The organism is Gordonia sp. BP-119, assembly GCF_016924115.1.
In the GTDB taxonomy this organism is placed as follows: domain Bacteria; phylum Actinomycetota; class Actinomycetes; order Mycobacteriales; family Mycobacteriaceae; genus Gordonia; species Gordonia hongkongensis.
Map to the genome: position 1 here is coordinate 12411 of NZ_JAFFZF010000008.1, position 19373 is coordinate 31783.

The window sequence follows — 19373 nt, forward strand, 5'->3', positions numbered from 1 at the left end:
GTGGTGAGGAGAGCCGTCGTAGATGTCACGGGGACCCGATGATGGCGTGCAGGAAAGCGCAGGCCAGGCGACCACGACGCCGCGGCTGGCGCGAGCAGGACTCCTCGACACCGGCCGCATCCTGGCCGGTGTGCTCGCCCCGGTGATCGCCGAAGGTGTTGTGGCGCGGCGCAAGTCGATGGTCCGCCTCGGTGGGCGATTGGACACCCACGGTCGGGCGGCGCGGGTGCTGAACGGTCTGCGGTCCAGATACGACGACGCCGACGCGCTGGCCCTCACCTTCCCGCGTTCGATGGTGCTCGCGTTGCGGCCTCCGGCGGTGACCGCGACCCTCGACGGCACGCCCGACCCGTTCACCCCGGCGTCCAAGGAGAAGGTCGCGGCGCTGTCGCGCTTCCAGCCGACGGGCGTGTTGATCTCGGACAACCGGCATCGCCGGGCCCGTCGTGAACTGAACGAACTGGCGCTGCAGACCTCCTCCGACGTGCACTCCCTGCACCGACGATGCGGACAGATCGTTGAATCCGAGATCGCGGAGCTGCTCCCCACCCTCACCGACGGCCGTCTGACCTGGGATGCATACGCCGTCGCGCACTGGCGCATGGTGCGCCGTTTCGTCTTCGGTGACGCGGCCCGCGACGACGAGAAGGTGACCGACCTGCTGACTGCGCTGCGTCGGGATGCCAACTGGGGCCCGGTCTTCCCGTACCGGTCCACCACCTACAACAACTTCCGGCGGCGTCTCGACCACCTGGTGGCCTCCGCGCCCGACGACTCGCTCGCCGGGGTCACGAGGGACGCACTGGACAGTCCGGGCTCGCTGGACCCGACCGGCCAGATCCCGCACTGGCTGTTCGCATTCGACGCGGTCGCGGTGGCCGTCCACCGATCGCTCGCGCTGTTGGCCGCCCACCCCGCGACCGCTGCGGCGGCGCGGAGCGAGATCGCCGACGGGGATCCCGGCGAGGCGCGCCTGCTGCCGACACTCCGTGCGACCGTTTTGGAATCGCTTCGCTTGTGGCCGACGACCCTCGCCATCCTGCGCCAGGCGAGCAGGGATATCCCGTGGGACGGCGGCGCGGTCTCCGAGGGTGCGACCACGATCGTGATCGCGGAGTTCTTCCAGCGCGACGACGACGCGATGGACTTCGCCCAGCGTTTCACCCCCGAGGCCTGGACCGACGGTCGAGCGCAGAGACTCGCCGGTGTCGTCCCCTTCAGCGACGGCCCGGGCGAATGCCCGGGACGCAACGTGGTCCTGATGTTCAGCACGGCGGTGCTGGCGGCGATCTGCCGGGATCACGAACTCGACGACAACGTGCTCGCGCCACGTGTGCGCGGCGGCGACGTCGAGATGCCACGCGCCTTCGACCATTTCGATCTCACCGTCTCGCTCCGAGCCGCGCCCTGACATCCCGGGTCACGCAGGGTTGACGAGAGCCTGTCCTGGGTATGAACAGCGCACCGATCAGCGGTTGACGTCGGACGCCCGGACGCCGAGACAAGGACAGGGCGGTCCACGGACCGCGATGCCCAATGGTGGGTTTCGGTGCGGCACGATAGGAGACGACCGATGGGGTCTCACTGCAGGACGACGCGCGATCACGACGAGATCCGAGAGTGGGCGACCACCCACCGGGGTGTGCCCGCCCGCGTTCGCGACATCCGGAGCGTCGGCGGAACAGGAATGCTCCGCATCGACTTCGACGGTGCGGTCGACGGCGACCTCGAGCACATCACCTGGGACGAGTGGTTCCAGAACTTCGAGCGCGCCGAACTGGCTCTCGTCTACGAAGCGGAGAAGTCCGACGCCAGCAGGACCTTCGCGAAAGTCGTGCCTGCGCCGGACTTCTGAACCGAGCTCAGACCCGCCGGGCCGCGTACCGGGCGCCCTCGAGCGTCATACCGTTGACCGAGTAGAGCACGTGCAGGGCATTCGGGCCGCCGACCGGCGCGCCGTCGCAGATGGTGTCGCCGGGGATGCAGTAGCGAACGGTGCGGCTGCGGTACGGCGCTGCCACCTTGACCGGGGGAGCGCCGATGTCGTCGATGAAGCGATCCGACGGCGCGCCGTAGAGCACGATCGCGGCGACGTTGCGCGCCATGTTCGCCGGCAGCGGCGGCGGCACGAACCGGTCGTACGCGGCGTACCGGGCGGGCAGGTCCAGCCCGGCATGGACGGCGTAGCCGGCGACGACGGCGCCCTGGGAGTAGCCGCCGAGGACGACCTTGGTGTCCGGGCACTTCGCGGCCAGGTACTTGATGCGGTTCTGGGTGGTGCGGACGCCGTCGGCCACCGTGCGCGCGAACTTCAAACGGTTGTTGAACTGGTCGCTGGCAGGGTAGGGAACGCCGTAGCTGGTGACGGACTTGCCGGGCAGCTGCGAGCGGACGGCTTCGACGAAGGAGACGCCGGTGAGACCCAGCGGCGGAGAGGTCTCCACGGTGCCGCGCGCGAACACGACCTCGACGTCGGAGCACGATGGTGCCGCCTGCGCCGTGGGCGTGCCGACGGCCACCGCCCCCGTGATCGCCGCGATGACACAAAGGACGGAGACACTGAACCGTTTGATCACCAGGCCAATGGTAGAGATCACGTCGCGCGGGGATAAGGGCCTGATCGTCCCAAAGATTGAGCCGATCCAGGGCCATCCGAGAGTCGGTTCGGCACGAACAACCGGGTTGAACGTATGAGAGGTTTGTAGAATCACGGGGTTCGCCGGGCTGATCCGGCGCATCGAATCGAGGTTGAGTGCCGGTGGCAACAGACGTCCATTTCAAGATCGCCGAGCTGGCGCGGCAGATGCATGCCGTTCCCGAGTCCACGGAGGACACGTCGGCCGAGGTGCTGCCCTCGGTCACCGCAGGCGCCGTCGAGTATGTCCCCGGTGCGCAGTACGCCGGCGTTCTCGTGGTCGATCAGAAGAACAACTTCGACACGCTCGCGCCCACCGACCCGCTGATGAACCTGGCGGACCGGATCCAGAAGGAAACGGGCGAGGGCCCGTGCCTGCAGGCGGCCTGGGACCACCACACCGTGCTCGTGAACGACATCGCCCGCGACGAGCGATTCCCCGCCTTCTCCGCTCGCATCCTCGACGAGAGTCCGCTGCGGTCCAGCCTGTCGTTCAAGCTGTTCACCGACAAGGGGACCATCGGCGCGCTCAACGTGTTCGCCGATACGCCCGACGCCTTCGGCGACGAATCCTTGGAAGTCGGCCTGTTGTTCGCGACCCACGCCGCCCTGGCGTTGCGTGCCGCGCGGCAGCAACAACACTTCCGCAGTGCGCTGGCCAGCCGGGACATCATCGGTCAGGCCAAGGGCATGATCATGTACCGCTTCCGCATCGATGCGGTCGCCGCCTTCGCTCTGCTCCGACGCCTGTCCCAGGACACCAACACGCCGCTGGCCAAGGTCGCCGAACAGCTCATCGAGAGGGAACTGGCCGAGCCCACCGACGGGGGCGCGGAGTCGCTCTCCTGACCGGGCAGGTCGGCGTCGGGATCGGTAGGCGGCAGCATGCTGTCACGACTACGTTGGCCACATGCGCAGCCGGCACGTCAGTGTGGTCATCAACGCCGAACCCGCGAAGGTCTACGACTTCGCGGCCGAGCCCGACAATCTGCCGCGCTGGGCCGCGGGGCTGGCGAAGTCGGAGGTGGTCCGGCGGGGTGACGAGTTGCTCGTGGAGTCGCCGATGGGCACCGTGACCGTCCGGTTCGTCCCGCGGAACACCCTCGGCGTCGTCGACCACGAGGTGGTGCTTCCCACCGGGGACACCGTGCTCAATCCGCTTCGGGTGCTGGCACATCCAGAAGGTGCCGAAGTCGTCTTCACGATCCGGCAGCTGGCCATGTCCGACGACGAGTTCGACCGCGACACCCAGATGGTGGAAAAGGATCTCGCACAACTGAAATCGCTGCTGGAGACGGCCGGCCCGGCCTAGTGTCGAACCGGGACGACCCGGCCGGCGTCACTTCCGGTGCACCGTGAAGTCGACGGAGTCCGAGTGCCGCAGAGCTTCCCACGCGGCCGAACTGAAGCCGAGCGCGTCGAGTAGGTAGGCGGCGACGGCGTCGGCCACCAGCGCGACCCGGGTCGGGTTCTCATCGGTGGTTTCCCGGACCGCCTCACCGGCAATACCGCCGAGAGTGTGTTCGCCGTCCGGAATCCACATCAGGTCCGTCGCGCCGGGGGAGAGGTGGAAGGCATCGGTCAGCCACTCCGGGCCACGTGTCGACAGTGCCGAGTCGTCCTTGCCGCCGGCGACGACGAGCGCCGGGGTGGACATCGTCGAGAAGTCCGGCCGCATGAACGGCAGGTGTTCGCGCGCGTACTCGCTCAGGCTGTCGCCCGTCCCGGCCGTCGCCATCAGTGCGCCCGCTCGCACGGCGGGGTGTGCGAGATCCGGGCCGACGACCCCGTCCGGCCCGATCACACGCGCGCCGAGGAGAGTGCCGACGGTCTGACCGCCCCATGAGTGGCCGGCCGCGGCGAGCAGGCCGATGTCGACGCGCCGGCGCAGGTCCCCGCCGGCCGCGATCAGGATCTCGTCGAGATGGTCGATCACCGCGTGCGCGTCCTGCACCCGCGTGCGCCAGATGGACGCGAATCGCGGGTCGTCGAATCCGATCCCGTGACGCCGGGAATCGAGGTGGGTCGGCTGTATGACGGCGAAACCTGATGCGGCCCAACGATCGACGAGTGGTGCGTAACCGTCCATCGACCAGGCGTTGCCGTGGGAGAACACAAGGACCGGGAGCCGATCCCCGGTGGCCGGTGCGGTGACCCTCACCGTCAACGGGAACGGACGGTCCGAGGTGGGGACGACGATGGGCTTGACGGAGACGATCTGACGAACGAGCACTTCCGTGGACATGAGATTTCCCTTCGGGATGGGGCGGGTGCGCGATAGCCTGGACGGAACGATGTTCCGCCTAACTAGCGGAACAGTGTTCCGCGAGCAAGGGGTGGACGGTGTCCGCAGGAAAAACAGCACGTCAGATGCAGGCCGAACGGAGCCGTACGGCACTTCTGGAGGCGGCGGCCGCGGCCTTCGTCGATGCGGGCGTGCAGGCCCCGGTGCGGGACATCGCCACGCGTGCCGGGGTGGGCGTCGGCACCGTGTACCGGCATTTCCCGACCCGGGCGGAACTGGTCACCGCGGTCTACCGGCACCAGGTCGACGAATGTGCGGCACTGGCGGAACAGCTTCTGGCCGAACAGGTCCCGCCGCGTGCCGCGCTGTGCCGGTGGACGTCGGCGTTCACCGACTTCCTCGTCACCAAACACGGCTTGAGTGACGCGCTCAGCTCCGACGACCCGAGCCTCGTCGATCTGCACGCGCTCATCTTCGACACCCTCGTGCCGGCGTTCGCCTCGCTCCTCGAACCGGCGCAGGCCACGGGAGAGGTCAGCCGGGACATCTGCGCGCTGACCTTCCTACGGGCGATCGGCAACCTGTGCATCATCGGACCCGGGTACACCGACGCCGACGCCAGGACGATGGTCGGTCTGTTGCTGATCGGCTCCGGTGCATCGTCGGCAGGGAGTGAGTACGCATGACGCAGCGTCGGCTGTTCTTCATCCACGGCGCGGGCGGATACGCCGACGACGGCCCGCTCGCCGGGGCGCTGGCCGCGGCACTCGACGCGACGCTGGACATGCCTCGGTTCTCCGACGACGACATGTCGATCGAGGCGTGGGCCCGACCGATCCGGGAGCGTCTCGAGGGGCTGGACGCCGACGATCACGTCGTCGCGCACTCGTTCGGGGCGACGGTGCTGATGCATGTCTTCGCCGACGCCGATGTCGCCTCGAGAAGTGCTGTGCTTCTTGCGATGCCGAACTGGGGACCGGACGGTTGGGATGTTCCGCAGTACGTGTTCCCCGGTACCGGCTCTCTGCTCCCTTCGGTCCACCACTGCGTCGACGACGACGTGGTGCCCGTCGAGCACCTGGACCTGAACGCGGCGTTCCTTACGTCGGCGCCGCTGCATCGTCATCCGGTGGGCGGTCACCAGTTCGACGGGCTCGCCGACGTCGTCGCCGCCGAGCTCATCACCGCCGAGAACCGATGAGCGAGAACAGCGCGGCCGACACCGACGCCCGTGGAGTGCCGGCCGCGTCGGCGGCGGGGCGGTGGCTGATCGTCGCCGCGGTCCTCGGTTCGGGTGTCGCCTTCATCGACGGCACCGTCGTCAACGTCGCACTGCCGGCCATCGCGCGCGACCTCGATACCGGTCTACGCGGTCAGCAGTGGGTACTCGACGGGTATCTGCTCACGCTGAGCGCGTTGTTGTTGATCGGTGGTGTCGCCGGCGACCGGTATGGGCGTCGGCTCGTCTTCGCCGGAGGTCTCGCCGTGTTCGCGGTGGCCACGGTCGCGTGCGGGCTGGCGCCGACCGTCGAACTCCTCGTCGCCGCACGGATCGTGCAGGGGATCGCCGCCGCCGCGGTCGTGCCGGGCAGCCTGGCGTTGATCAACGCCGAGATCCGTCCGTCGGACCGCGGTGCGGCGGTCGGTCTGTGGGCCGGGATGTCCGGCGCGACCACGGCTCTGGGCCCGTTCCTCGGTGGCTGGCTCGTCGACGCGGCGTCGTGGCGGTGGACGTTCCTGCTCAGTGTGCCGCTCGCGCTGGGAGCGTTGTGGATCGCGATCCGGCACGTGCCCGAATCGCGAGGCGCGCCGTCGAACGCCCGTCTGGACGTGGCGGGTGCCCTGGCGATGACCGTCGGGCTCGCGGGCGTCATCTACGCCCTGATCGAAGGGCCGTCGAACGGGTGGAGCGGGGTAACGGTCGCCGCCGGGATCGTCGGTGTGGTGTCGCTCGCGGGTTTCGTGGTGATCGAGTCGCGGGTGTCGGCGCCGCTGCTGCCGCTCGGGCTGTTCCGGTCGTCGCAGTTCACCGGCGCCAATCTGACGACGCTGCTGGTCTATGCGGCACTGGGCGGTGCGTTGTTCCTGCTGGCCCTGCAGTTGCAGCAGAGCCTCGGTTACTCGGCGTTCGAGGCCGGCGCGGCGATGTTCCCGAGCACGTTCATCATGCTGTTCGGGTCGCCCGTGGTCGGCAAGCTGGCGCAGCGCACCTGGCCACGGCTGCCGATGACGGTCGGCCCGCTCATCGCGGCCGGTGGTTTCGCGCTGATGTCCCGGGTCGAGCCGGGCTCGGGCTATGTCGACTCCGTGCTGCCCGGGGTGCTGCTGTTCGGCCTCGGCATGACGGTGACGGTCGCGCCGCTCACCTCAGCGGCGCTCGCCGCCGTCGACGACGCGCTCGCCGGCACCGCGTCGGGCGTGAACAACGCGGTGGCGCGGCTCGCGGGTTTGCTCGCGGTGGCGGTGCTGCCCGCCGTGGCGGGGATCGATGCGGGCCCCGGCGATCCGCTCGGCGACGGCTTCCGGACGGCCATGTACATCTGCGCGGGATGCTGCGCGGTCGGCGGGCTGGTGGCGGCGTGCACGATCCGCTCGAGCACTGATGTGCGGCCGCAGGTCCGTGCGGGTGTGGACACCGCCTGCCAGGATGCGGCGACCCGGGCAGGTTAGGCCCGGCGTTCGCCCGTGCCGGCCGCGATGGCCCAGAGCACCAGGACGGGCTGGAAGAACAGTCGCGTGAGCCGCTTCTCGTCGGTGTCGAGGCCGAAGGCGTCGATGTGCTCGACGTACTGGTTGATGTTGCCGGGGAAGATGACCACGAAGAACGCGGCCACGATCCACGACACCACCTTGCGGTGGCGGGGCAGCGCGATGAGCGCGGCGCCCAGCGCGATCTCGACGCCGCCGGATGCCAGCACCACGAAGTCCTTGCTGAACGGCACCCAGTCGGGGACCTGTGCCTGGAACTCTTCGCGCTGAGCGGTGAGGTGGCCGACACCGGCGATCACCAGCACCGCTCCCAGGGCGATCCGGGCGATGGCCCGGCCCAGCGGCTGACGAGTGGTGGTCGGCGTGACGATCGACATGCGGGCTCCTCGGGTGGGTGTCGGTTCGGTTCTACCGCACTTCGTGGCGGGCGGGGTTTCGGACGGTCAGCGCCGGAGAGTTCGGGTCGGGATGAGTCTTGAGGTCGATTTCTGGCACAGAAGTACTTACTTGTGATTGAGTGTTGTGACTGCGACCACAACGGTGTGGTCGCTCGTTGTATGCAGAGGACCGCCCATGACCCCCGATGTCGCACCCGCACACCGACTCTCCGTGTCCTGGCTGCAGGCTGTGCCGGGTGCGCTGCGCGGGGCGGCCGGTGTCGTCGTGACCACCGCGGCGTTCTTCGTCGCGGTCGCGGTTCTGGTGATCGCCCAGATCGTCGTCCTCGCCACCCGCGCCGCGGTCGACCTCACCTGAGGTTCGCGACCGGTCAGGAATCGAGAAGAAGAGAAAGTCCTTCTGGGGGTACGGCGGCGTCGTCCAGGCGCCCGACGGCGCGATCTGGAAGGTCGCCAGTTCGTCGAAGAAGCCGACCGGCGCGCCGGAGCGGGAGGTCGACGATCTGGTCCTGCTGCTCGGCGTCGACGACGTCGCGGCGACCACGGGGTTCTATCTGAGCCGCGGATTCACCGTGGCCAAGAGCTTCGGCCGGAAGTATGTCGAGTTCGAGAGTGACCCGAACTCGATCAAGCTGGCACTCTACGGCCGCAAGGCCGCGGCCAAGGATGCGGGTGTCCACCCGGACGGTTCGGGTTCCCACCGGCTCGTGATCGGCGGCGACGCCGGCGAGCTGACCGATCCGGACGGCTTCACCTGGGCGGCCGCACCCCCCGTTCGCTCCTGGCATAAATCGCCCGGGAACAAGATTCCTGCCACCTGGGTTGAGTCGGTCAGACTTAACTCTGGAGGTTTCATGTCGCAGACATATTCACTGCCGGTTCTCTTCGTTCCCGACGTCGTCGTCCTGCCCGGCATGGTCGTGCCCATTCCGCTCGACGATGCCGCGCAGGCCACGGTCGACGCCGCCCGGGCGAGCGAGACCGGGAAACTGCTGGTCGCCCCACGTCTGGACGATCGGTATCCCACCTACGGTGTCATCGCGTCGATCGTGCAGGTCGGCCGCATCCCGGGCGGCGGGATGGCAGCCGTCGTCAAGGGTGAGCAGCGCGCGCAGATCGGGACCGGGACACCCGGTCACGGTGCGGCGCTGTGGGTCGAGGTGACCGAGGTCGACGAGGTTGACGCCACCGACGAAGACCGTGAACTCGCCGGTGAGTACAAGAAGCTCGTGCTGGCGATGCTGCAGCGCCGCGAGGCATGGCAGCTCATCGACGCCGTCAACAAGATGTCCGATCCGGCGGATCTCGCCGACACCTCGGGCTACGCGTCGTGGCTGTCCGACGAGCAGAAGCGTGAGCTGCTCGAGACGCCGGTGACCGCGGCGCGGTTGCGGCTGCTCATCGAGTGGACGGGCGATCACCTGGCCGAGTCCGAGGTGACCGAGAAGATCGCCGAGGACGTCCGTGCGGGCATGGACAAGCAGCAGAAGGAATTCCTGCTACGCCAGCAGCTCGCCGCCATCCGCAAGGAGCTCGGCGAGGACGAGCCCGAGGGCGCCGACGACTACCGCGGCCGCGTCGAGGAAGCCGACCTGCCCGAGAAGGTGCGCGAGGCCGCGCTCCGTGAGGTGGGCAAGCTCGAACGCGCCAGCGACCAGTCGCCGGAGACCGGATGGATCCGCACCTGGCTCGACACCGTCCTCGACCTGCCGTGGAACACCCGCACCGAGGACTCCACGGACGTCAAGGGCGCGCGCGAAATCCTCGACGCCGACCACCACGGCCTCGACGACGTGAAGGACCGCATCGTCGAATACCTCGCGGTGCGTGCCCGACGCGCCGAACGCGGCCTGCAGGTCGTCGGCGGACGCGGGTCGGGCGCCGTGATGGTGCTCGCCGGTCCTCCCGGTGTCGGCAAGACATCGCTCGGTGAGAGCGTCGCCCGGGCGCTGGGCCGCAAGTTCGTGCGCGTCGCCCTCGGCGGTGTGCGCGACGAGTCGGAGATCCGCGGCCACCGGCGTACCTACGTCGGCGCCCTGCCCGGCCGGATCGTACGGGCGATCGGTGAGGCGGGATCGATGAATCCCGTTGTGCTGCTGGACGAGATCGACAAGGTGGGCTCGGACTACCGGGGCGACCCGGCCGCCGCGCTGCTCGAGGTCCTCGACCCCGCGCAAAACCACACCTTCCGCGATCACTACCTCGATCTCGATCTCGACCTGTCCGATGTGCTGTTCCTCGCGACCGCCAACGTCATCGAGAACATCCCGTCGGCCCTGCTCGACCGTATGGAGCTGGTCACGCTCGACGGGTACACCGAGGACGACAAGGTCGCCATCGCCCGCGATTACCTGCTGCCCCGGCAGGCCGAGCGGGCGGCGCTGACACCCGACGAGGTGACCGTCACCGATGCGGCGCTGCGGGAGATCGCGGCCAACTACACCCGCGAACCCGGTGTGCGGCAGTTCGAACGGCTGCTGGCGAAGGCGCTTCGTAAGGCCGCGACCAACCTCGCGGTCGAATCGGGAGACGGGGGAACCGCGACGGCGCCCGTCATCATCGACGAGCCCGATCTGCGCGACTACCTGGGGCGTCCGCGCTTCACGCCGGAATCGGCGGAACGGACGGCGGTCCCCGGTGTCGCAACCGGTCTCGCGGTCACGGGCATGGGCGGCGACGTCCTGTTCATCGAGGTGAACGCCACCGAGGGTGAGCCGGGGCTGAAGTTGACCGGCCAGCTCGGCGACGTGATGAAGGAGTCGGCGCAGATCGCACTGTCGTACGTGCGGGCGCACGCCGAGCAGCTCGGCGTCGACCCGAAAGCGCTCGACAAGACCATCCACGTGCATGTTCCGGCCGGAGCCGTGCCGAAGGACGGTCCGAGCGCCGGCGTCACCATGGTCACCGCGCTGGTGTCGATGGCGACGGGACGTCAGGTGCGCAGCGATGTCGGGATGACCGGCGAGGTCACGCTCAACGGGCGGGTCCTGCCGATCGGTGGGGTCAAGCAGAAACTGCTTGCCGCACAACGCAACGGGCTGAAGACCATCTTCATCCCGCAGCGCAACGAGCCCGACCTCGACGACGTGCCGGCCGAGGTGCTCGACACCCTCGACGTGCGGCCGATGACCGATGTCGCCGAGATCGTCGCGCAGGCGCTGGAAGTCGCCGACGACGCGCAGGTGACCGCGGCCTGATTCCGCGCGCTGTAGCCCAGGCCCAGCCCAACACCCCGGTGGTTCGTGGACGATTACGTTCCGCCGGGGTGTTGGCGTCTGTCAGAAGGGTGGCGGGTCGTCGGGCGTGCCGGGTTGATGGCTGGCGGCCTCGGCTCGGGCGAGTCGATCCGCCTCGCGTTGTGCCTTGTTGCGGGCGCGTTCTTCTCGCCGCTTCGCGTGTTTGGCGGCGGTGCGTTCGGTGATCGTGCGCGGTGGTCGGCCTTGTTGTTGTCTGCCTTGCCGTTCGGGCACGATGATCCGCGGACTGGGTGGAGCTTTCGCGGCTTGTTCGAACCGGATGCGACGCAGGTTGGGGAAGAGGTCTTCGAGGGTTTCGGCCTCGCCGGGGATGACGAACCCTTCCGGCGTCACGTATTCGGTGACCAGACGGCCCTCGTCGTCGCGGTACTGCACATCGGTCCAGCCACTGTGGGTCTTGTGGAGATGACCGGGACGGCATTTGGCGTTGAGGTTCTCACTCGAGGTTGCACCCCCGCGGGCGGGTCGGGCGTGGTCGTACTCGGCGACGTGATCGACATCGGCGGTGAATGCCGAACGCGTGCAACCCGGCTCGGTGCAGTAGCCGTCGCGCACCCGCACGAACTCCGCGCACGCATTTGTCGGCCGATACGGGTCACCAGGCAGGGCAGCCGGGTAGACCACCACGACCTCCGACGACACCGGCTCCGTCGATGGTGGCTCCGCCGACGGTGTGGCCGAAGTCGGGGGCGTCGACGCGTAGCCCGCGCCGCCGGCATCGGCGTTGGTGTCGGTGTCGGTGTCGCTGCCCGCCGTATCCTGCTGTGGCGCGGCGATGTTCGACGCCTGCGTAGTGGTGTCGTCGTATCCGCCATCGCCGGTCACGGCTGGGCCTCCGGCGACGACATGCGACGGTGGTGTGCGGACCGGGGTGACCGGTCTGATGGTCGCGTCGGGCCGGGCGGCGAGGTCACGCACATGGTCATCGCAGATCACCCCATGCCCGTCGACCCAGCCGGGTCCGGACCCGCCGGCCAGGGTGTCGGCGTCGGTCACCACGTGAATCACGATCTCGGTACCCGCCGCCGAACCTCCAGGATCGACAGGTGTTGCGGTGCAGTCGGACTGACCGCACGCACACGTGAACGCTGTTCGGGTGAGCAACGCGCACATGGCGTCGGACTTCCGTTCCCCGAGGGTGCGCCCATCCCGGTCGCACACGGATGCGGCCAACTCCCGTACCGAGGCGTCGCAAGCCCGGATGTTCTCGGCAGCCATGACCGCGGTGATCTCACCGGTCCCGTCACCGTGGTTCTCGGTCCACACCCCTCGTTTGTCGAGCGCTTCGCGGCGCCGTTCCCGGACGGCGTCGGCGTCGTGGCCGAAGACCAGGCGGTCGATCATGTCGCGCAAACCTGACGTCGACCACGACCCGGACCGAGAGCGCAGCAGGTCGGCGATCGATTCGTCGAGCACCTCGATGATCCGGCGGCTGTCGGGGTCGTCGGGGTCGAGAAGGTGATCATCGGACACCAAGTGGGTGCGTCCGATGATCTCCCGGATCTGGTGCGGCCCGATGATGCCGTCGCGCAACGTCTCCAACACCCGCGGCAGTCGGTCACGCAGACACAGCGCCTCGTCGACCAGCATCCCCGCCCGGTAGCGGGTGATCCCGGCCTCGCGCGAGACCCGGGCGACGATGTCACCGAAACCGTCGGAGACGTAACTGTTGCCGACAGTGGTCAACAGCCGGTCGCAGAGCACCAGGATCGTCTGGTAGCGGCACCACGCCAGATACGATTCGCCCGCGCGGATCGACCCCAGGCGCTGCATATGGGTGGCGGTGTCGGCTTCGGCCGGGCGGGCAGGATCGACCCCGGCGAGGAACTCGCCCGGCAGATCCGTCCATGCCCCCACAGTGACTCCCCCCGAAGTCGTTGCCGCCCGGCCTGGTTGACCGGTCCAACTGATACATCCAAGATAGACCCGACCACCGACAAGAATGCTCGGCCGAGCCGCTACGTGAGCCCGACGGTGCGAGCGATCCTCTCCGACAACAGATACAGCGCATAGGCGAAGTAGGCCACGATCGCGGCGGGCAGGACCCACAAGGCGGCCACGGCCGCAACGAGACTCGCCGCCCACTGGCGCCCCCACAGCGGCGCGGCGACGAAAATCATCAGCAGGGAAAGCAGGAGAGAGACCGCCGGCGATGATGTCGGCCACGACCAATCGAACAGCAACGCCCCGCCCGAACCGACCGCCGCGCAGATGCCGACGAGGCTCAGCACCAGCCACGCGACCACACTGAGACGTCGCCATCCGCCGGCGACCCATCGCGTGCGAAGTGCCACGGCCGACCACATGATCCACCGCTTGAGCCAGGGGACGCCGGACGCCCGCATCATCTCGCGGAAGAACCGGTCGGACAGGGTGTCACTCCCGAGCGCGCCGGAGTTGACGGTGCCCGTGATGAGCTCGTCGTGGATGAGCGCCGCGAGTGAGTGTCTGCCGTAAGGGTTCTCGAACCAGCGCAGGAACCGGGGGATCGAGGCGAGGTCGGTGGGGTTGTCGTCGCCGGGCACAAACGCGCGGGCCGCGTCGACGGCGCCCCGCGCATCGGCTTCCGTCTGTCCTCGCTCGACCAGTTGTGTTACCAGGTACTCCTCGACCGCGGGATCGGAGAACCGAAAGGCGTTGCGCACGAGAAACTGTCGCTCGTCGATCTGCGCGATCTCGACCTCGCCACGCCCGGTCGGGTCGTCGACCTCGAAGCCCGACGTCGGCGCGACCCGCCACGGCACCCATCGCGGATCGCTCGGTGTGGTCTCGTTCATCGCCACCTCCGCGTCGAGGGGATGAACTGACGGTAGCCGGGTGCGACCGGGACGAGTGGGTAACCAACAGCGCGGCGTGTTGCGAGGTGGCTTCGACACGGCTCCTCGACCTCGACGCGCTCCTTCGTCGCTTGCTCGGCCCGGCGGCTGCGCTCGTCGCCTGCTCAACCAGCGGGGGTGGCGCTACGCAACCGGCGGGTGACGGTCGAGGAGTGCCTCGACCAGTAGCCGGCCCGTCTCGATGGGGGCGGTGGAGCGAGCCATCTTCGACCCCGAGAGCGCACCGTCGTAGACCACCTGGATCTGTCGCGCGGTCACATCGGGCTCCGGGACTCCGAGTGCGCGCAGGTTGTCGCCGAGGGTGTCGAGGAGCCACGCGCGGTGCGCCGTGATGGGAGGCAGGTCGGTGTCGGGGAACTCGGTCGCGGCGTTGGCGTACTGACAGCCGCGGAAGTTGCGGGTCGGGGCCCCGGCGATGGCGAGGTCGAAGAAGGCCAGGATCCGCTCGCGCGGATCGGAGACGGCCTTCGTCGCCTCGAACCACCGGTTTTGATCAGCCTGATCCAAACGCTCGAGGTAGGCCACGACCAACCCGTCCTTCGAGCCGTAGGCGTTGTACAGACTCGCCTTGGCAACGCCGGACTCGCGCAGGATCAGGTCGATGCCGACCGACCGTATGCCCTGTGCGGCAAACAGTTCGGTGGCGGTGGCGAGCAGTCGATCGGCCGGGCTGCCGGGCCCGGCAGCAGAGGTCGCGCGGCTGGTGCTCGCCTGTGCGGGGTTGCTCACAGCGCCAAGGGTAGACCACGAGACGCCGTAGACAGACTGGTCTGTCTATGCCAGGGTCGGTGCGGTCACCAGCGGGCACACCGACGCAGAAAGGCTCACCCATGGCGCTCTTCCTCTACGAACTCGAACCTGCCGACAGTGACGCGGGCAAGATCGAAGAACTTATCAAAGGACTCGACGCACATCTGCGGACCGCCGGCGGCGAATTGATCGAGACGCAGGTGACCGAAGGCGCCGAGCGACTGTTCGTGATCGCCGAGTTCGAGGGGTGCCGGGCGGCCGTATTGGACGAGGTCGAGGACTTCCGGGGGCTCGTCGCTGCCGGCCCGGACGAGGTCCGGCTCGTCGGCGCCGACCTCGACGAGCTGAAGAAGGCGCGTCCGACCGCCGGTTATCTCGTCGAATGGGACATCCCCGAAGCCATCGACATGGAGACCTACCTGGCCCGTAAGAAGGCGAACTCGCCGAAGTATGCCGACGTCCCCGAGGTCAGCTTCCTGCGGACCTACGTCCGCGAGGACACCGACAAGTGCCTGTGCTTCTACGACGCCCCGGACGAGGCGGCCGTCCGTCACGCTCGTGAGGTCGTCTCGACCCCGGTGGACCGCCTCCACCGGCTACAGGGCTGACCGGTATGGCGCCGACGCTGACCGATGAACTCGGCGAAGTCGTCGCATCCGTGGCCGGCCGCGCCCGCGACCTCGACGCCGGCCACACCGACACCCGGGTCGACATCGCCGCGGCCGGTGCGGCCGGCCTCCTGGGCCGGGGAGTGGTCGACGGTTCGCTGACGTCGATGATCGACGTCCTCGAACGTGTGTCGGCAGTGAGTCTGTCGGCCGGATTCTCGCTGTGGGCGCAGCGGATGACGATCGAGTACGTCGCCCGATCGCCGGAAGCGTTGCGGGAGAGGCACCTCGCGTCGCTCCTCGGTGGCGAGCGGATCGGTGTCACGGCCATGGCGGCCGGTCTGAAACAGGTGGCCGGGCTCGGCGACGTACCCATCACGGGGCGTCGCGGCCGGGGGGGGGGTCGTGGCGACCGGACTGATCCGCTGGGCGTCGAACGTCTACGCCGAGTCGCTGATCGTCCTCCCGGTGCGCGCCGGTGACACGACCCTCGTCGCGGTCGTCGACGCGGACGCGCCCGGCGTCGAGATCCGTTCCGCGCCTGACCTCATCGGTTTGGGATCCACCGCCTCGACGTCCCTCGCGCTCACCGACGTGGTGATCGAGGACGAGAACGTGATCTCCGACGACCTCACCGGGTTCGTCCGGGGTATACGTCCGGTGTTCCTGCTGCTGCAGTCCGCGTTCTGCAGCGGTGCCATCGGTGCCGCACTCGACGGTGCCGTCGAGTCCTTGGCGGGGGTCAACGAGGTGTTCCGTCCCGAGTTCGACGACCGGACGGCCGAATTCGAGTCGATACGTGCACGTCTCGCGACGTTCGCCGCCGATCCGACGACACCGTCGCCGGCCCAACTGATCCGGCTGCGCCTCGACGCCGCCCGAACCGCGGTCGCGGCCTCCCGGCTCGAGGCGACCGTCCGCGGCGGTGCGGGTTATGCGACCGCGAGCGCCACCAACCGGCGGTTCCGGGAAACAGCTTTCATCCCCATCCAATCACCCTCGGAAGGACAACTGCGGTGGGAACTCGCGCAGTTCGAATAACTGGTGGCCGCAGAGCCTTTCGCGACACCGCTGTATTGTCGGGCATCGACCTCGCCGTCGACGACGGGGAGTTCGTGGCCGTCCTCGGGCGTAGCGGCAGCGGAAAGACCACGCTGTTGCGTGTGCTCGCCGGCCTCGAGACCCTCGACGCCGGCAGCCTGGAGTGGCGGGACGAGTCCGGCGGTGAGCGACCGCACACGGGGGTTGTCTTCCAGCGCGCGCTGCTGATGCCGTGGCTGACCGTGGAAGAGAACATCCGGTTCGGACGGCGATTCGCCGCGCACCGTGCGTCGTTCGAGAACGACTACGCACTCGGCCTGTTGCGCCGCTTCGGGCTCGACGGTCTCGCCGACCGCTACCCCGATCAGCTGTCGGGCGGTCAGGCGCAACGCGTGGCGATCATCCGTGCGGCGGCGATCCGGCCGAGGTTGCTCTTGCTCGACGAACCGTTCAGCGCGCTCGATCCGGCGGTGCGCGGCGAATTGCGCAGCTGGCTGGCCGAATTGGCCGCCGAACTGGGGATCACCGTCGTCCTCGTCACGCACGACGTCGACGAGGCGCTCGAACTCGCCGACCGGATCGTCCTGCTGTCCGAGACCGGCCGGATCGGTGGGGAGTGGCGGCTCGAATTCGGTCTCGGCCGAGACGATCCCGACCGGCGCGCGGAGATCCTGACGCACTTCGGTCACCAGGTGGGGCAGCAGGTGTGAACGCGCCCATCTCACGCCGACTCCTCCTGGCCGGGGTCGGTGGTCTCACCGTCGCGGGCGGCATCGGCGGCGTCGTCGGTCTGGGCCGGGCGGCCACGGCAGCGCCACCGGGTGCGTCCGATGCACTGCGGGTCGGCTACCTCCCCATCACGGATGCGGCGCCGCTTCTCGTCGCACACGCCGCCGGACTATACGACCCCGCGGCCGTGAGTTCGACGAAACCCGTGCTGTTCCGGAGCTGGTCCTCGCTCGCGGAGGCCTTCGTGACGCGAAAGGTCGACGTCGTCCATCTGCTGATGCCGATGGCGGTGGCACTCCGGTACGCGATGCAGAGCCCCGTGCAGGTGTTGGGTTGGAATCACACCAACGGATCGGCGCTGACCGTGGCGCCCGACATCGTCGACCTCGAGCAACTCGCCGGCTCTCAGGTGGCCATCCCGGCATGGTGGTCGATCCACAACATCATCCTGCAGCGGATGTTGCGGACCCACGGGCTGCGACCGGTCATCCGTACCGGGGCGTCCCGGGGCGACAAGACCGTCGAGCTGATCGTGATGAGCCCCTCGGACATGGTGCCGGCGCTGGCGAACGGGTCGATCGGCGGTTACGTCGTCGCCGATCCGTTCAACGCGATGGCCCAGGTGCGCAAGATCGGCCGCATCCACACCTTTCTCGGCGACGTGTGGCGACAGCACGCCTGCTGCGCGCTCCTCGTCCATCAGTCGGCCATCGACGAACGACCCGCCGCGGTCCAATCCCTCGCCGACTCCGTGGTCGCGGCCCAGCACCACATCGATCTCGATCGTCCCCGAGCCGCCGCGGAACTCGCCGGCGGTTATCTCCCGCAACCGAAACCGGCCATCGCCAAGGCGCTCACCTACGACCCGGCCGACTTCGCGGTGAGCAACGTCGACTGGCAGCCGCAACGGCTCGGATTCCAACCCTTCCCGTTCGCGAGTTTCACCGAGCGGCTCGTCACCGAGATGGACAACACCCTCGTCGACGGTGATCGCCGCTTCCTCGGCCGTCTGGACCCGGCGACCGTCCATGCCGACCTCGTCGACGACCGATTCATCCGTACTGCCATCGGAATGCGCGGCGGTGCAGCCGCTCTCGGACTACCCGCCGATCTCACGAGAACCGAACAGGTGACGCCATGACGCTGCTGACCCAGGACGAGACCACGACGGACCCGCGCCGGCGATCCGGTTCCGCCATCGTCCCGCCGCTTATCGCGATCGCGGTGCTCGTCGCGATCTGGTGGGCGACGACCACCGTCGTCCCCCGCGGCGGACTCCCTCGCCCGCCAGTTCGCTCCGCAGCAGGTGTTCCCGGCGATGCTGGAACTCCTCGATCGCGGCGTGCTGCTGCCCGACATCGGACTGAGTCTGTGGCGGTTGCTGATCGGTCTTCTGATCGCCGTCGTGCTCGGGTTCCCGCTGGGCCTGCTGATCGGCCTGAGTCTCACCGCGGAACGCGCGGCGAATCCGATCGTCGCCTTCCTGCGGATGATCTCCCCGTTGTCGTGGGCTCCGGTCGCGGTGATGGTGTTCGGCATCGGCGACGAACCGGTCATCTTCCTGATCGCGATCGCGGCGATCTGGCCGATCGTCATCAACACGGCCGCCGGCGTGAAGTCGATCGACCCCGGCTTCGTCGAGGTCGCGCGATCGTTCCACGCCACCCGGACCGAAGTCCTCGTGTCTGTGGTGATCCCGGCGATCCGCGGGAACGTGCAGACCGGTATCCGTGTCGCGCTCGGCATCGCCTGGGTGGTCCTGGTGCCTGCCGAGATGCTCGGCGTGCGCTCCGGTCTCGGCTACCAGATTCTCAACGCCCGCGATCAGCTGGCGTACGACCAGGTGGCCGCCCTGATCGTGGTGATCGGCATCCTCGGCTTCCTCCTCGATGCGGGTGCCCGGCTGGTGCTCACCCGACGACGCTGAGCCCCGCCGACGGCCTCGCGATTCCGTATGACGTTGTGCCCGGAAACCGGGCGCAACGTCATACGCGTTTTCGGCCCGGCGGACATTGAGCGACATCCGCTCAACTTTCTTCGACGATCCGGGAACAATCCGTCGGCCACCCCCGTTACACACTTCGAGAAAACTGAGCGACGAAGACTCAAGTCGGTTTGACTCGGATCTACTTTTTCAGTAGGACATGAGTCGGACGCACTGAAG

Annotated in this window: 18 protein-coding genes and 2 pseudogenes; 14 read left to right on the forward strand and 6 right to left on the reverse strand. The window is 68.4% G+C overall.

Features of this window, described 5'->3' with window-relative positions; all coding sequences use genetic code 11:
* Positions 1 to 22 precede the first annotated feature (22 nt).
* Positions 23 to 1411 (forward strand): cytochrome P450, encoded by a 1389-nt coding sequence (locus JW364_RS06840; protein WP_205333342.1) that lies wholly within the window; start codon positions 23 to 25, stop codon positions 1409 to 1411.
* A 162-nt stretch (positions 1412 to 1573) separates the two neighbouring features.
* A complete protein-coding gene (locus JW364_RS06845; protein WP_065632445.1) occupies positions 1574 to 1855 on the forward strand; it encodes a hypothetical protein in 282 nt (93 codons plus the stop codon).
* A gap of 7 nt (positions 1856 to 1862) precedes the next feature.
* Here the strand turns inward: JW364_RS06845 and JW364_RS06850 are convergent, their stop codons facing one another.
* Entirely contained in the window at positions 1863 to 2585 is a 723-nt protein-coding gene (locus JW364_RS06850) for a cutinase family protein (RefSeq protein WP_205333398.1), read from the reverse strand.
* Positions 2586 to 2758: 173 nt separating this feature from the next.
* Here JW364_RS06850 and JW364_RS06855 point away from each other — a divergent pair, with 173 nt between their 5' ends.
* Together JW364_RS06855 and JW364_RS06860 are read left to right on the forward strand one after the other, a co-directional pair.
* Positions 2759 to 3484, forward strand: a complete 726-nt coding sequence (locus JW364_RS06855) for a GAF and ANTAR domain-containing protein (protein WP_205333343.1) — start codon at positions 2759 to 2761, stop codon at positions 3482 to 3484.
* 61 nt (positions 3485 to 3545) lie between these two features.
* On the forward strand, positions 3546 to 3947 hold the full coding sequence (locus tag JW364_RS06860) for an SRPBCC family protein (protein WP_205333344.1): 402 nt from the start codon (positions 3546 to 3548) through the stop codon (positions 3945 to 3947).
* Between the two features lie 27 nt (positions 3948 to 3974).
* On the opposite strand, the gene JW364_RS06865 is transcribed toward JW364_RS06860, so the two are convergent.
* Positions 3975 to 4880, reverse strand: coding sequence for a chlorophyllase (locus JW364_RS06865; RefSeq protein WP_205333345.1), 906 nt, complete (start codon positions 4878 to 4880; stop codon positions 3975 to 3977).
* A gap of 98 nt (positions 4881 to 4978) precedes the next feature.
* Between JW364_RS06865 and JW364_RS06870 the strand changes: the two genes are divergently transcribed.
* Genes JW364_RS06870 through JW364_RS06880 form a run of 3 tightly spaced genes read left to right on the forward strand, consistent with a single transcriptional unit; the run spans position 4979 to position 7550 of the window.
* On the forward strand, positions 4979 to 5566 hold the full coding sequence (locus tag JW364_RS06870) for a TetR/AcrR family transcriptional regulator (protein WP_307814758.1): 588 nt from the start codon (positions 4979 to 4981) through the stop codon (positions 5564 to 5566).
* Complete coding sequence (locus tag JW364_RS06875; RefSeq protein WP_205333346.1) at positions 5563 to 6081, forward strand: alpha/beta hydrolase; 519 nt, start codon at positions 5563 to 5565, stop codon at positions 6079 to 6081. Before JW364_RS06870 ends, JW364_RS06875 begins: the two co-directional genes overlap by 4 nt.
* Positions 6078 to 7550, forward strand: coding sequence for a DHA2 family efflux MFS transporter permease subunit (locus JW364_RS06880; protein ID WP_205333347.1), 1473 nt, complete (start codon positions 6078 to 6080; stop codon positions 7548 to 7550). Before JW364_RS06875 ends, JW364_RS06880 begins: the two co-directional genes overlap by 4 nt.
* Here the strand turns inward: JW364_RS06880 and JW364_RS06885 are convergent.
* On the reverse strand, positions 7547 to 7966 hold the full coding sequence (locus JW364_RS06885; RefSeq protein ID WP_058249658.1) for a MauE/DoxX family redox-associated membrane protein: 420 nt from the start codon (positions 7964 to 7966) through the stop codon (positions 7547 to 7549). The genes JW364_RS06880 and JW364_RS06885 overlap by 4 nt on opposite strands.
* Positions 7967 to 8162: 196 nt before the next feature.
* On the opposite strand from JW364_RS06885, the gene JW364_RS06890 reads away from it, so the two are divergent.
* Positions 8163 to 8345 carry a hypothetical protein gene (locus JW364_RS06890; protein WP_078113994.1) on the forward strand — a complete coding sequence of 61 codons (183 nt, stop codon included), beginning with the start codon at positions 8163 to 8165 and terminating at the stop codon, positions 8343 to 8345.
* Between the two features lie 496 nt (positions 8346 to 8841).
* Complete coding sequence (gene lon, locus JW364_RS06895; RefSeq protein ID WP_205333400.1) at positions 8842 to 11184, forward strand: endopeptidase La; 2343 nt, start codon at positions 8842 to 8844, stop codon at positions 11182 to 11184.
* An 81-nt stretch (positions 11185 to 11265) separates the two neighbouring features.
* Here the strand turns inward: lon and JW364_RS06900 are convergent, their stop codons facing one another.
* The 3 genes from JW364_RS06900 to JW364_RS06910 all read right to left on the reverse strand — a co-directional run bounded on the left by JW364_RS06900 (position 11266) and on the right by JW364_RS06910 (position 14810).
* A complete protein-coding gene (locus JW364_RS06900) occupies positions 11266 to 13101 on the reverse strand; it encodes a DUF222 domain-containing protein (RefSeq protein ID WP_205333348.1) in 1836 nt (611 codons plus the stop codon).
* A gap of 101 nt (positions 13102 to 13202) precedes the next feature.
* Positions 13203 to 14021: a DUF1353 domain-containing protein gene (locus JW364_RS06905; RefSeq protein WP_205333349.1), complete on the reverse strand. Its 819-nt coding sequence runs from the start codon at positions 14019 to 14021 to the stop codon at positions 13203 to 13205.
* A 183-nt stretch (positions 14022 to 14204) separates the two neighbouring features.
* A complete protein-coding gene (locus JW364_RS06910; RefSeq protein ID WP_205333350.1) occupies positions 14205 to 14810 on the reverse strand; it encodes a TetR/AcrR family transcriptional regulator in 606 nt (201 codons plus the stop codon).
* Between the two features lie 101 nt (positions 14811 to 14911).
* Here JW364_RS06910 and JW364_RS06915 point away from each other — a divergent pair, with 101 nt between their 5' ends.
* The 5 genes and pseudogenes from JW364_RS06915 (at position 14912) to JW364_RS06935 (ending at position 19136) form a co-directional block, all read left to right on the forward strand.
* On the forward strand, positions 14912 to 15439 hold the full coding sequence (locus tag JW364_RS06915) for a DUF4242 domain-containing protein (RefSeq protein WP_205333351.1): 528 nt from the start codon (positions 14912 to 14914) through the stop codon (positions 15437 to 15439).
* Between the two features lie 5 nt (positions 15440 to 15444).
* Positions 15445 to 16480 (forward strand): annotated as a pseudogene (locus tag JW364_RS24505) (acyl-CoA dehydrogenase).
* Positions 16456 to 17190, forward strand: coding sequence for an ABC transporter ATP-binding protein (locus JW364_RS06925; RefSeq protein WP_374100798.1), 735 nt, complete (start codon positions 16456 to 16458; stop codon positions 17188 to 17190). Before JW364_RS24505 ends, JW364_RS06925 begins: the two are co-directional and overlap by 25 nt.
* Positions 17187 to 18350, forward strand: a complete 1164-nt coding sequence (locus JW364_RS06930; RefSeq protein ID WP_205333352.1) for an ABC transporter substrate-binding protein — start codon at positions 17187 to 17189, stop codon at positions 18348 to 18350. Before JW364_RS06925 ends, JW364_RS06930 begins: the two co-directional genes overlap by 4 nt.
* Positions 18347 to 19136, forward strand: a pseudogene (locus JW364_RS06935) (ABC transporter permease). Before JW364_RS06930 ends, JW364_RS06935 begins: the two are co-directional and overlap by 4 nt.
* Positions 19137 to 19373: the final 237 nt, after the last annotated feature.